The 12,656-nt window shown below is 73.2% G+C and carries 9 protein-coding genes; 2 read left to right on the top strand and 7 right to left on the bottom strand.

The window, feature by feature from the left end; translation table 11 throughout:
- Positions 1 to 44 precede the first annotated feature (44 nt).
- The 3 genes from ACFYYN_RS16965 to ACFYYN_RS16955 are packed head-to-tail and all read right to left on the bottom strand — an operon-like array spanning position 45 to position 3,612.
- Complete coding sequence (locus tag ACFYYN_RS16965; RefSeq protein ID WP_500330611.1) at positions 45 to 833, bottom strand: 3-oxoacyl-ACP reductase; 789 nt, start codon at positions 831 to 833, stop codon at positions 45 to 47.
- An 8-nt stretch (positions 834 to 841) separates the two neighbouring features.
- On the bottom strand, positions 842 to 2,227 hold the full coding sequence (locus ACFYYN_RS16960) for an aldehyde dehydrogenase family protein (RefSeq protein WP_500546440.1): 1,386 nt from the start codon (positions 2,225 to 2,227) through the stop codon (positions 842 to 844).
- A gap of 8 nt (positions 2,228 to 2,235) precedes the next feature.
- Positions 2,236 to 3,612, bottom strand: a complete 1,377-nt coding sequence (locus ACFYYN_RS16955; protein WP_500546439.1) for a glutamine synthetase family protein — start codon at positions 3,610 to 3,612, stop codon at positions 2,236 to 2,238.
- 105 nt (positions 3,613 to 3,717) lie between these two features.
- Here ACFYYN_RS16955 and ACFYYN_RS16950 point away from each other — a divergent pair, with 105 nt between their 5' ends.
- Entirely contained in the window at positions 3,718 to 4,413 is a 696-nt protein-coding gene (locus ACFYYN_RS16950; RefSeq protein ID WP_500546438.1) for a gamma-glutamyl-gamma-aminobutyrate hydrolase family protein, read from the top strand.
- Between the two features lie 49 nt (positions 4,414 to 4,462).
- Here the strand turns inward: ACFYYN_RS16950 and ACFYYN_RS16945 are convergent, their stop codons facing one another.
- Positions 4,463 to 4,915 (bottom strand): GNAT family N-acetyltransferase, encoded by a 453-nt coding sequence (locus tag ACFYYN_RS16945; RefSeq protein WP_500546437.1) that lies wholly within the window; start codon positions 4,913 to 4,915, stop codon positions 4,463 to 4,465.
- Positions 4,916 to 5,499: 584 nt separating this feature from the next.
- Between ACFYYN_RS16945 and ACFYYN_RS16940 the strand changes: the two genes are divergently transcribed.
- Positions 5,500 to 8,589, top strand: coding sequence for an alpha-L-rhamnosidase-related protein (locus ACFYYN_RS16940; RefSeq protein WP_500546436.1), 3,090 nt, complete (start codon positions 5,500 to 5,502; stop codon positions 8,587 to 8,589).
- Positions 8,590 to 8,667: 78 nt separating this feature from the next.
- On the opposite strand, the gene ACFYYN_RS16935 is transcribed toward ACFYYN_RS16940, so the two are convergent.
- The 3 genes from ACFYYN_RS16935 to ACFYYN_RS16925 form a co-directional block, all read right to left on the bottom strand.
- A complete protein-coding gene (locus ACFYYN_RS16935) occupies positions 8,668 to 9,444 on the bottom strand; it encodes a helical backbone metal receptor (protein WP_500546435.1) in 777 nt (258 codons plus the stop codon).
- 107 nt (positions 9,445 to 9,551) lie between these two features.
- Positions 9,552 to 11,351 carry an ABC transporter permease/substrate binding protein gene (locus tag ACFYYN_RS16930; protein WP_500546434.1) on the bottom strand — a complete coding sequence of 600 codons (1,800 nt, stop codon included), beginning with the start codon at positions 11,349 to 11,351 and terminating at the stop codon, positions 9,552 to 9,554.
- Positions 11,344 to 12,489, bottom strand: coding sequence for a quaternary amine ABC transporter ATP-binding protein (locus tag ACFYYN_RS16925; protein WP_500546555.1), 1,146 nt, complete (start codon positions 12,487 to 12,489; stop codon positions 11,344 to 11,346). The genes ACFYYN_RS16930 and ACFYYN_RS16925 overlap by 8 nt, the downstream gene beginning before the upstream one ends.
- Between the last annotated feature and the right edge of the window lie 167 nt (positions 12,490 to 12,656).

Raw genomic sequence — 12,656 nt, 5'->3', positions numbered from 1 at the left:
GTCACCCTAAGGCCCGGCCCTTAAGATTCCCGTCAGTCACCCGGTCACAGAGGGGTCACGTACGCACCCGCGATGCCCCCGTCCACCAGGAACTCCGCTCCGGTGATGAAGGACGCGTCGTCGCTGGCGAGGAAGGCCACGGCGGCGGCGATCTCCTCGGCCTCCGCGAAGCGGCCCACCGGGATGTGCACCAGGCGGCGCGCGGCGCGCTCCGGGTCCTTGGCGAACAGCTCCCGCAGCAGCGGGGTGTTGACCGGTCCCGGGCACAGCGCGTTGACCCGGATGCCCTCCCGGGCGAACTGCACGCCCAGCTCGCGGGACATCGCCAGCACACCGCCCTTGGAGGCGGTGTACGAGATCTGCGAGGTCGCCGCACCCATGACGGCGACGAAGCTCGCGGTGTTGATGATCGAGCCCTTGCCCTGGCGCTGCATGTACGGCAGCGCCGCCTTGCAGCACAGGTACACCGACGTGAGGTTGACCTCCTGGACGCGGCGCCAGGCGTCGATGCCGGTGGTGAGGATCGAGTCGTCGTCGGGGGGCGAGATGCCGGCGTTGTTGAAGGCGACGTCGACCGAGCCGTAGGTGTCGTACGCCGCCTTGAACAGCGCCTCCACCTGCCCGGCGTCGGTGACGTCGACCTGGACGAACAGCCCGCCGACCTCCTCGGCGGCCGCCTTGCCCGCGGCCTCGTCGATGTCGGCGCACACCACGTGCGCGCCCTCGGAGGCCAGCCGGCGCGCCGAGGCGAGCCCGATGCCGCTGCCGGCGCCGGTGACCACCGCCGTCCGGCCCACCAGGCGGCGGCACACCACTGCTTCTGCTTCCGTCATTGCCGGGATCACTCCTCCGTGCTGATGAAGACGTTCTTGGTCTCGGTGAAGGCGGCCAGCGCGTCCGGGCCGAGCTCGCGGCCGAGCCCCGACTGCTTGAACCCGCCGAACGGTGTCCAGTAGCGCACCGAGCTGTGGGAGTTCACCGACAGGTTGCCGGCGGCGGTGCCCCGGGCCAGCCGCAGGGCGCGGCCGACGTCCCGGGTCCAGATCGAGCCCGACAGTCCGTACGGGGTGGCGTTGGCCAGGCGCAGCGCGTCGGTCTCGTCCTCGAAGGGCAGCACGACGGCCACCGGGCCGAAGACCTCCTCCACCGCGACGCGCCCGGCCGGGTCGGCGGGGGTCAGCACGGTCGGCGGGTACCAGAAGCCCTTGCCCTCCGGGGCCGTGCCGCGGATCGCGACGGGCGCGTCGGGGGACACGTACGAGCGGACGCGGTCGCGCTGCACGGCGGAGATGAGCGGGCCCATGCCGGTGGCCGGATCAGCCGGGTCGCCGACCCCGACGGCCAGGACGGCGGGCTCCAGCAGCTCCATGAAGCGGTCGTGCACCTGGCGCTGGACCAGGATCCGGGTGCGGGCGCAGCAGTCCTGCCCGGCGTTGTCGAGGAAGGCCATCGGGGCGGTCGCCGCGGCCTTCTCGAGGTCCGCGTCGGCGAAGACGATGTTCGGCGACTTGCCGCCGAGCTCCAGGGTGACCCGCTTGAGGGTGCCGGCGCACGTGGCCATGATCTGCTTGCCGACGCGGGTCGACCCGGTGAAGACGATCTTCGCGACGCCCGGGTGCTCGACGAGGGCCGCCCCCGCGACCGGGCCCCGGCCGGGCAGCACCTGGAAGAGGTGCTCGGGCAGTCCCGCCTCCAGTGCCAGGTCCGCCAGGCGCAGCGCGGTCAGCGGGGTGGTCTCGGCGGGCTTGAGGATCACCGCGTTGCCCGCCGCGAGCGCCGGGGCGGTCCCCCAGGCGGCGATGGGCATGGGGAAGTTCCAGGGCGCGATGACGCCGACGACGCCGAGCGGCTCCAGGAAGGTGACGTCGATGCCGCCGGGCACCGGGATCTGCCGGCCGCTGAGCCGCTCGACGCCGCCCGCCGCGTAGTCGAGCAGGTCGCGGACGTTGCCTGCCTCCCAGCGGGCGTTGCCCACCGTGTGGCCCGCCTCCCGCACCTCCAGGGCGGCCAGTTCCTCCACGTGCGCGTCGACCACGGCCGCGAAACGCCGCAGCAGCCGCGCGCGGTCGGCCGGGGCCAGGGCCGCCCAGGCGGTCTGGGCGCGGGCCGCGCGGGTGACGGCGGCGTCGACGTCCTCCCGGCGGGCCGCAGGGACGGTGGCGATCACCTCCTCGGTGGCCGGGTTGAGCACGTCCAGCGCTTCGAGCGGTTCGGGTGCTTCGGGCACTCGCTGCCTCACATGCGTTCGAAGGAGCGGTAGCGCTCCCAGTCGGTCACGGCGGTGTCGTACGCGTCCTGCTCGACGCGGGCCATGTTCAGGTAGTGCTCGACGACCTCGTCGCCGAAGGCCGCCCGGGCGATCGGGCTGGCCTCCCACAGCTCGGCGGCCTCGCGCAGCGTGGCCGGCACGTGCGCCACGCCGTCGCTGGCGTAGGCGTTGCCCGTGACGGGCTCGGGGAGGGTGAGCTTCTGCTCCACGCCGTGCAGGCCGGCGGCGATCATCCCGGCGACGGCGAGGTAGGGGTTGACGTCACCGCCCGGCACGCGGTTCTCCAGGCGCAGCGCGGACGGGGAGTGCCCGACCACGCGCAGGGCGCAGGTGCGGTTGTCGGGGCCCCAGGCGACGGCGGTGGGGGCGAAGGAGCCGGGCCGGAACCGCTTGTAGGAGTTGATGTTGGGCGCGTACAGCAGGGAGAAGTCGCGCAGCGCGGCGAGCTGCCCGGCCAGGAAGTGCCGCATCGTCTCCGACATGCCGCCCGGCTCGTCGCCCGCGAAGACCGGCCGCTCGTCCTCGTCGCGCAGCGAGAGGTGGATGTGGCAGGAGTTGCCCTCGCGTTCGTTGTACTTCGCCATGAAGGTGAGGGAGTACCCCTCCTGCGCGGCGATCGACTTGGCGCCGGTCTTGTATACGCTGTGCTGGTCGCAGGTGACCAGGGCCTCGTCGTAGCGGAAGGCGATCTCGTGCTGGCCGAGGTTGCACTCGCCCTTGGCGGACTCCACGCGCATCCCGGCGGCGCCCATCTCGTTGCGGATGCGGCGCAGCAGCGGCTCCACGCGGCCGGTGCCGAGCAGGGAGTAGTCGACGTTGTACTGGTTGGCGGGGGTCAGGTCGCGGTAGCCGTTCGTCCAGGCCTGCTCGTAGGTGTCCTTGAAGACGATGAACTCCAGCTCCGTGCCCGCGTACGCCGACCAGCCGCGCTCGGCGAGCCGCTCGGTCTGGCGGCGCAGGATCTGGCGGGGCGAGGGGGCCACCGGCGTGGAGCCGTGGTCCAGCAGCCGCAGGTCGGCGACGACGAGCGCGGTGGCGGCGTCCCAGGGGGTGATCCGCAGGGTGCCGAGGTCGGGGTGCATGGCGAAGTCGCCGTAGCCCCGTTCCCAGGAGGACAGGGCGTAGCCGTCCACGGTGTTCATGTCGGCGTCGACGGCGAGCAGGTAGTTGCACCCCTCGGTGCCGTGCTCCAGGACGTCGTCGAGGAAGTGCCGTGCGGCGAAGCGCTTGCCCTGCAGCCGGCCCTGCATGTCGGTGAAGGCGACGACCACCGTGTCGATCTCTCCGGAGTCGACACGTCGTCGCAGGTCGTCGGTGCTGAGCGGGGCTGTTCGGTGCACCACGGGTGATCACCTCTCCTACCGGCCGACAGGTGATCCAAAAGTACGGGCCCGGGGCCCAGTTGGGTACGGTGCAAGGAGAAATCCGCGCGTCGCAGGGAGGCTCCCGTGGCCCGTCCGCTGATCGGTGTCAGCACCTACTGGGTCGACTCGGCCCGCTGGGGCGGCTGGGACCTGCCCGCCGCCCTGCTCCCCGCCGGGTACCCGCTGCTCGTACGGCGTTCCGGCGGCCTCGCCGCGTTGCTCCCGCCGGACGACCCCGCCCACGCCGCGGACGCCGTGGCCCGGCTGGACGGGCTGGTGATCGCGGGCGGCCCGGACGTCGAGCCCGCGCGGTACGGCGCCGAGCCCGACCCGCGCACCGACCCGCCCGCGCGGGAGCGGGACGCCTGGGAGCTCGCCCTCCTCCACGCCGCCCTCGCCGCCGGGCTGCCCCTGCTGGGCATCTGCCGGGGCATGCAACTGCTCAACGTCGCCCTCGGCGGCACGCTCGTGCAGCACATCGACGGTCACCGCGGCCCCCGGGTGGGCGCGTTCGGCGGCCACACCGTCAAGCCCGTCCCCGGCACGCGCTACGCGGAGGCGGTGCCGGAGGCCATGACGGTGCCCACGTACCACCACCAGGCGGTGGACACCCTGGGCCGGGGCCTGGTGGTCGGCGCCCACGCCGAGGACGGTACGCCCGAAGCCGTGGAGCTGCCGGGCGACCGCTTCGTGCTGGGGGTGCAGTGGCACCCCGAGATGGACGAGGACGAGCGGGTGATGCGGGCGCTGGTCGCCGCGGCGGTCGGAGCTGCTGCCTGAAGCGGTCAGAGCTGCCGCTCGAAGGGGTCAGAGCTGCCGCTTGAAGCGGTCAGAGCTGCAGCTTGAAGCCGACGTGCGAGGCGGTGAAGCCGAGGCGCTCGTAGAAGCGGTGCGCGTCGGCGCGGGCCCGGTCCGAGGTCAGCTGCACCAGCGTGCACCCCAGGCGGCGGGACTCCTCGACCGCCCACTCGATCATCAGCGTCCCCAGGCCGCCGCCGCGGGCGTCGCGGTGCACGCGGACCGCCTCGATGACGGAGCGCGTCGTGCCGCGCCGTGACAGGCCCGGTATCACCGACAGCTGCAGCACCCCGACGAGCGTGCCGTCCCGCTCGGCGACGACCACGTGCTGGCCGGGGTCGGCGACGACGCGTTCGTACGCCGCGTAGTAGGGCTCCAGGTCGTCCGGGGTCTCGCGGCCGCGGCCGAGGCCGTCGTCGGCGAACATCGCCACGACGGCGGGGATGTCGTGGCGGGTGACGGGGCGGAAGTGGGGGTCGCTCATGCGTGCAGCGTAGATGTTGTGCGGGGGGTGTCCCTTGGGGCCGGTTGTTGTGTGCGGGTTGTTTGCGCCTGCGGGCGGCTGCGCCGGGCTGCCCGGCGGTTGTGTGCGGCGTCGTTGTGGTTGTTGGTGGGGGTTTCCCCGTCGCCCTCCCTCCCCCAGCCTTCGGCCGGGGGGACCCCCACAGCGCTCGCGGTTTGGCCCTACGTCGTTCGGCGCCCGGGTCCGCCGCTCGTCGCTTCCGGGCGCACCCCGCCACACCCCCTCCCGTAGTGCGGGCGCATGACGGCCGGTGGGGGGTAAGTAGGCACCTGCGGCAACCCCGGACCGCTCTCCGAACCCCCACCGGCCGTCAGCCGCCCATACGACAGCAGGGGGTGTGGCGGGGTGCCCCCATGGGGATCCCCCGGCCGAAGGCTGGGGGAGGGAGGGCGGGCGGGGGCACCCCGGGACGCAAGCGGGCCGCACACGAGGGGGCGTTGACAGGGCAGACGGGCCTGCCTAGGCTCACCCCGGTCACAGGATTGAAACGTATCAATAACATACGCCTGCGGATTGAAACGTTCTAACCCCGCCGAGAGGTGTCCATGAAACGACGTCCGCCCCTCCCCCGCCGCCGCCTCGCCCTCCTCGCCCTCTCCCTCGGCCTGACGCTCGCCGCCGCCACGCCCCAGGCCTACGCCGACCACGCACACGCGCCCCGCAACCACGCCCCGGGCGCCCCCGGTGGCCTGACGGTCGACGACCGCACCGAGCCGCTCGCCATCGACGCCGCGCCGCGCTTCGGCTGGCTGCCCCGCGACAGCGACTCCGACGAGGTCCAGACCGCCTACCAGGTCGTCGTGCGCGTCCCCGGCGGCCGCACCGTCTGGGACAGCGGCAAGGTCCGCGGTTCCGAGCAGTCCTGGGTGCCGTACGGCGGGCCCGCGCTGGCGCCGGGGACGGCGTACCAGTGGAAGGTGCGGACGTGGGACCGCGCGGGGGAGGCCTCCCCCTACTCGGCCGGCGCGTCCTTCGGCACGGGCCTGACGGACCAGGACTGGTCCGGCGCCCAGTGGATCCGCCGTCCCGCCACCGGGAACGACGCGAGCAACGAGTGGACGGCGGCCCGCAAGGTCGTCCGGGTGTCCGCGGGCAGCCCCGTGGTCGGCACCCGGGTGTACGTCGCGGCCTCCGGCGACTGGCAGGTCGACGTCAACGGCAAGACCGTGCAGCGCAGTTCGTCCTACGAGTACGCCGGTGAGGGCTTCTACGACGTCGCCGCCGTCAAGGGCGTCAAGGCGGACCGGGACCTGGCCGTGGGCGTGCTGACGCACTACTGGTCCTGCAAGTGCCAGGGCCGGGCCAACGGTCCGAACGCCCCCGAGGGCCCCTCCGGGCTGCTGGTCAAGGTGGTGGTCGAGCACGCGGACGGCACCCGCGACGTGGCGGTCTCCGACGGCACCTGGAAGGTCCACCGCTACGAGCCGCAGCGGGTCGACACCCTGACCTACCGCAACGGCGACGCCGGCGACCGCGTCGAGTACTACGACGCCACGGTCGAGCCCGCCGGCTGGAACACCCCCGGCTACGACGACTCCGGCTGGGCCGCGGCCACCGTCATCGGCGCCCACCCGCGGCCGAACCCGGACAACTGCGCTCCCTACGAGGGAGGTTCGTCCCCCTGCGCCTTCACCCATCTGTCGGCGCTGCAGGCCCACCTCACGCAGGAGACCGTCCACCCGGTCTCGCTGCTGCACCTGCCCGACGGCACGGTCCTCGCCGACTTCGGCAAGGTGTACGCCGCGGTGCCCTCGGTGCGGCTGCGTTCCGGCACCGCCGGCCGGCAGCTGACGTTCACCACCAGCTACCGGCGCAGCAACTCCACGCTGACCGCCGCCGTGCGGGCCGGGGACGCCTCCGTGACGCTGGCGAACGCGGCGAACGTCCACGCGGGCGACGAGATCGTGGTGGACGCGCCCGCCACGGGGTACGGCGCCGGGCACCCCGAGACCCGCACCGTGAGCGCGGTGGACGGCACGACGGTGACCCTGGACCGTCCTCTGGGCAAGGACCACGCCGCGGCGAGCTGGGTGGAGAACTCCCGCGCGGGTACGTCGGGTCTGGACACCCAGGGCAGCAACATGCGCTTCCACTACACCGAGAAGGACGGTGCGCAGACCGCCCGGGCCTTCACCTACTGGGGCTGGCGCTACCTGCAGATCAGCGACCCGGGCGAGAAGCTGACCACGCGGGACGTCACCGCCGTCGTCCAGAACACCGACGCGGCCCACCCCGCGACGTTCCGCAGCAGCGACGGCACCTTGGACCAGGTCTTCTCGCTGATGCAGCGTTCGGCGCTGCAGTCCGCGCAGAACGTCTTCCTGGACACCCCGACCCGTGAGAAGGGCCAGTTCCTCGGCGACACCGTGGACGAGTCGTTCGCGACGATGGCCGCGTCGGGCGAGCGCAGCCTGACCCGTCAGGCCATCGAGTCCTTCATGAACTCCCAGGCTCGCTATTGGCCCAATGGCGCCCTGAACTCCGTCTACCCCAACGGGGACGCCAAGCGGGACATCCCCGACTACACCGAGATGTTCCCCGAGTGGGTGATGCGCTACTACCGCACGACGGGCGACCGCGAACTGCTCGCCCGGGCCCTGCCCGTGATGCGCAACGTGGCGGACTACATCTCCTCGGCGGTGGACGACCGCGGTCTGGTCGCCGACCTGCCCGGCGGCAGCGGCGCCTACCTGCACGGCATCATCGACTGGCCCGCCCCGATGCGGTACGGCTACGTCACCGACGGCAACGTGAACCGCACCGTTGTCAACGCCCTCGGGGTGGGCGCGATGCGGTCGGTGGCCGAGGCCGCCGACGCACTCGGCGACCACGCCACCCGCGACGTCTACGCCGGCCGCGCGGACGAGCTGACGGCGGCGATGCGGGAGCGGCTGCGGGACGGCGGCACCGGGCTGTGGTCGGACGGTCTGTCCTCGGACGGCGCCCTGATCGCGCATCAGGGCGAGCACGCGCAGAGCTTCCCGGTCGCCTACGGCGTCGCGGAGCCCTCGGAGTACGCCGCGCTGGGCGCGGAGCTGTCCCGGCAGGGGATGCGGCAGGGGCCGATGACGCTGCGGACCCTGCTGGAGGCGCTGCGGGTCGTCGACCGGCCGGACACGCTGGTGCGGATCCTCACCGATCCCTCCGCCGACGGGCCCGCGCAGGTCCTGGCCGAGGGCGGCACCTTCCTGTGGGAGCAGTGGACTCCGGGGTGTGCGAGCAGTGACTGCGCGCCGGGCCAGGTCTCGCAGAGCAGCAGCGAGAGCATGTCGCACGGCTGGGGCGGCGCGGGTGTCGTCGGGGTGCTGGAGGGTGTGCTCGGGCTCACGGTGACCAGCCCGGGCGGCGCGTCGGTGCGGATCGCCCCGGCGGATTCGGGCGTGAGCCACGCCTCGGGCAGCCAGTGGACCGAGCGCGGCACCGTCGGCGTCGACTGGCGCCGGAACCGGCACGGGGTGGACACGACGGTCGAGGTGCCGGTCAACGTGACGGCGACGGTCGCCCTGCCCGTGGTGGCGGGCGGCCGTTACACCGCCGCCGGGAGCCACGCCACGTACCTGGGTGTCCAGGACGGCCGGGCCGTCTACCGGGTCGGGTCCGGGCGCACGGTCTTCACGGCCGTGGCGCGCGGCTGACCCAGGTCCCTCCCCGGCGCACGCGACGGCCACGGGCCCGCGTGCGCCGGGGGGCTTCCACGGCGCGGGCGCCCCGGGTCAGCCGCCGCGCCGGGCGGGGGCGGGCCCGGCGGGGGCCGGCGGGGCGAGGGCGGCGGCGAGCACGGCCGGCGCCTCGGCCAGGGACGGGCCGTACCAGGTGAGGTGACGGCCGCTGACCAGGGCCGCGGGTATGTCCGGGAACGCCTCGGGCCCGTCGTCCGCGGTGAACCGGTACGGCTCGTCCGGGAGCACGACGAGGTCCGCCCCGCTGCCGGTGAGCTCGTCGACCGGCACCCGCGGATACCGCTCCTGGTGGGTCCCGTAAACGTTCTCGACGCCCAGCCGGGCCAGCAGGTCGCCGGCGAAGGTGTCCCGGCCGAGCACCATCCACGGCCGGCGCCAGACGGGCACGACGGCCCTGCGGGGGTGGGCCGCGGGCTGCAGCGACGCCCAGGTCTTCTCCGCGGCGTCGAGCCAGACCGGGCGCGGCAGGCCGCAGGCCTCGACGACGACGCGGTGCAGTTCCCGGAAGGCTTGCGGAAGGCTGCGCACCTCCGTGACCAGCACCGTCAGCCCCGCCGCGCGCAGCGCCGCGAGGTCGGGCTCGCGGTTCTCCTCCTCGTTGGCGATCACCAGGTCGGGAGCGAGCCGCACGATCTCCGCGATGTCGGGGTTCTTCGTGCCCCGTACCCGCGTGACGCGCAGGTCGGCCGGCTGGTTGCACCAGTCGGTCGCGCCCACGAGCAGGGCGGGCGCCGTGGTCGCCACCGCCTCGGTGAGCGAGGGGACGAGGGAGACCACACGCCGTGCGGGGCCGGAGTCGCGACGGGTCATGTCCCCCACCGTATCCATCCCCGCGGGACGGGGAGGGCCGGACGGCGCGGCTCCGGCACGAGGGAGGGGACGTGCCGGGTGCCGCGCCGTCCGGCGTCGGGGTCCGGTCAGCCGACCGGGGCGAGCCGGTCCGTGAGACCGGGGTGGGCGTCGAGCCAGTCGCGGGCGCCGTCCTGCTCGTGGCCCTGGCCGGCCTTGTGGACGGCGCCCTCCAGCCCGGTCAGCTCCTTCTCGCTCAGCTTGAAGTCCTGGAGCCACTTCGCGACCTTCGGCTCCTCGCCGGCGAAGCCGCCTCGGGCGAGGGTGTGGATGCCGTCGCCCTCGCCCCAGGCGCCGAGCGGGTCCTTCAGCTTCTTCAGGCTGTGCTCGTCGTAGGCCCAGTGCGGGGACCACAGGGTGACCACGACGGGCTCCTTCGCCTTGATGGAGCGGTCGAGCTGGGCGAGCATGCTGGCGGTCGAGCCGGTGGTGACCTCGTACTCGCCCTCCAGGCCGTACCTGTCCAGGACGGTGTCGTTGAGCATCTTCATCATCCCGGCGCCCGGCTCGATGCCGATGATCCGGCCGCCGAACTGCTTGCCCTTGCCCTTGAGGTCGGCCAGCGAGTCGATGCCCTTGACGTAGGACGGCACCGTCAGTTCGAGCGAGGTGGGGCCGTACCAGGAGCCGTAGTCGTCCAGCTCGTTCTTGTACTTCTCCCAGTACGACCGGTGCGTCACGGGCAGCCAGGAGTCGGTCTCGAAGTCGACCCGCCCCGCGGACATGCCGGTGTACAGGGCGCCGACGTCGTACTGGGTGACCTTCGGCTCGTACCCGCGGCGTTCCAGCAGCTCCTTCCACAGGTAGGTGGAGGCGACGCCCTCGTCCCAGGGGATGTATCCGATGTCGACCTGGCGGCCCTTGCCGACGTCGTCGGCCTCGGGGACGGCGGTCCCCTCGTCGGCGGCGCCGAAGACGTTCACCCCGCCGGCGACCAGGGCGAGGGCGACGATGCCGACGACGGCGACGGAGGTCTGCGGGCGGTACTTCCACAGCTGCAGGCCGCGCGGGGAGGCGGCCGCGGCCATCGCGCGCCGGCCCAGCGGGGAGACCCGGGTGCCGAGGGCGCCGGTGACGCGGTCCAGGTACATGGCGAGGATGACCACGGACAGGCCCGCCTCGAAGCCGAGGCCGATGTCGACCTGGCTGATGGCGGTGAAGACCGAGGCGCCCAGACCGCCGCCGCCGACCATGCCGGAGATGACGACCATGGACAGCGCCAGCATGATCACCTGGTTGACGCCCGCCATGATCGTGGGGAGCGCGAGCGGCAGCTGCACCCGCAGCAGCGTGCTGCGCGGAGCGGTGCCGAAGGCCTCCGCGGCCTCGACGAGCTCGCCGTCGACCTGCCGGATGCCGAGCTCGGTCATGCGCACGCCCGGCGGCAGGGAGAAGACGATGGTGGCGATGATGCCGGGCACCTGGCCGACGCCGAAGAAGAAGATGCCGGGGATCAGGTAGACGAAGGCGGGCATCGTCTGCATGAAGTCCAGCACCGGGCGCAGGGCGGCGGAGACGGTGCGGTTGCGCGCCGACCAGATGCCGAGCGGCACGGCGAGCACGATGGTGATCACGGTGGCGACCAGCACCAGGGACAGGGTGTCCATGGCCTCGTCCCACTGCTGAACGGAGACGACGACGGCCAGGCCCGCGAAGGAGAGCACGCCCGCGGTCAGACCGCGCAGCCACAGCGCGAGGACCGCGAGGATGCCGGCGAGCAGCAGCGGTGCGGGGGCCTGCAGGACGGCGTCCAGACCGTCGTACATGCCGGAGACGACGGCGCTGATGAGGTCGAAGAGCGGACCGAAGTGGTCGCGCAGGTAGGTGACGGCGCTGTCGGTCCAGTCGCCGAGGGGCAGCCTAGGCACGCGCCGCCTCCTTCCGCGGCCGGCCCGGCACCCTGGGCGCGGCGTCCTGCGGCCCGGCGGCCTCGGCGTGCGGGACGGCCGCCTGCGCCGTGTCGTCGGTGCACGGCGTCACCGGTCCGTCGTGGTCGCCGAGCGCGGCCAGCAGCCGGTCCTTGGCGATCACGCCGACCACGTCGCCGGCCTCGTCGCGGACGGCCACGGGGTGCGGGACCCGCGCGCTGACCGGCAGGACGTCGGCCAGCGCGGTGCGCGGGGTGACCGTCTCGCAGCGGCAGTCGCCCGCGTCGGGGCGGTGCGGGGGCTCCATGACGGTGCCGGCGGTCAGCACGCGGGAGCGGTCGACGTCGTGCACGAAGGAACTGACGTACTCGTCGGCGGGGCGCAGCAGGATGTCCTCGGGGGACCCGATCTGGACGATGCGCCCGTCGCGCATGACGGCGACGCGGTCGCCGAGGCGCATGGCCTCGTTCAGGTCGTGGGTGATGAAGACGATGGTCTTCTTCAGGCTGCGCTGCAGCTCGATCAGCTGGTCCTGCATGTCACGGCGGATCAGCGGGTCCAGGGCGCTGAAGGACTCGTCCATGAGGAGCACGTCGGCGTCGGTGGCCAGGGCGCGGGCCAGGCCCACGCGCTGCTGCATGCCGCCGGACAGCTCGTCGGGCCAGGAGTCGCCCCAGCCGGACAGGCCGGTGAGTTCCAGGGCCCGCGCGGCGCGCTCCTCGCGTTCCTTGCGGCCCACGCCCTGCACCTCAAGGCCGTACGCGGCGTTCTGGAGCACGCTGCGGTGCGGGAAGAGCGCGAAGTGCTGGAAGACCATGCTGATGCCGTGCGAGCGCACGCGGCGCAGTTCGCGGGCGCTGAGTGCGGTGAGGTCCCGGCCGTCGAAGAGCACCCGCCCCGCGGTGGGGGGATTCAGCCCGTTGAGCGTGCGCAGCAGCGTGGACTTGCCCGATCCGGACAGGCCCATGACGACGAAGATCTCGCCCTCGCGGACGTCGAAGCTCGCGTCGATCACCGCGGCGGTCGTACCGCTCCCGCGCAGTTCGTCGCGTCCGGCTCCGGCCTCCAGACGGCGCACGCCGTCCTCGGGGTCGGCACCGAACACCTTGTACAGATGCTCTGCCTGCAGCCTGTACACATACACCTCACGTGTCGTAGGGAGGACGACCGGCTGCCCCCGCACGCAGGTCGCGGAGCGCTCCTGTCCCGCTCCGGGACGGCGGCTGCCCCGACCCAAGCGGAGCAAACCGTTCCGTGACGGAGGTCACGGTGTCGGCGGCGTGCGGCATCATCGGCGTGTGACTC

The sequence above is a fragment of the Streptomyces sp. NPDC001902 genome (assembly GCF_042891295.1).
GTDB lineage: Bacteria > Actinomycetota > Actinomycetes > Streptomycetales > Streptomycetaceae > Actinacidiphila.
This window is presented reverse-complemented; position numbering and strand designations above follow the sequence as displayed.

Bases quoted from the DNA above. Each gene is read 5' to 3' on its own strand.
- ACFYYN_RS16965 (WP_500330611.1), bottom strand. From the start codon at position 833: ATGACGGAAGCAGAAGCAGTGGTGTGCCGCCGCCTGGTGGGCCGGACG.
- ACFYYN_RS16940 (WP_500546436.1), top strand. From the start codon at position 5,500: ATGAAACGACGTCCGCCCCTCCCCCGCCGCCGCCTCGCCCTCCTCGCC.
- ACFYYN_RS16935 (WP_500546435.1), bottom strand. From the start codon at position 9,444: ATGACCCGTCGCGACTCCGGCCCCGCACGGCGTGTGGTCTCCCTCGTC.
- ACFYYN_RS16945 (WP_500546437.1), bottom strand. From the start codon at position 4,915: ATGAGCGACCCCCACTTCCGCCCCGTCACCCGCCACGACATCCCCGCC.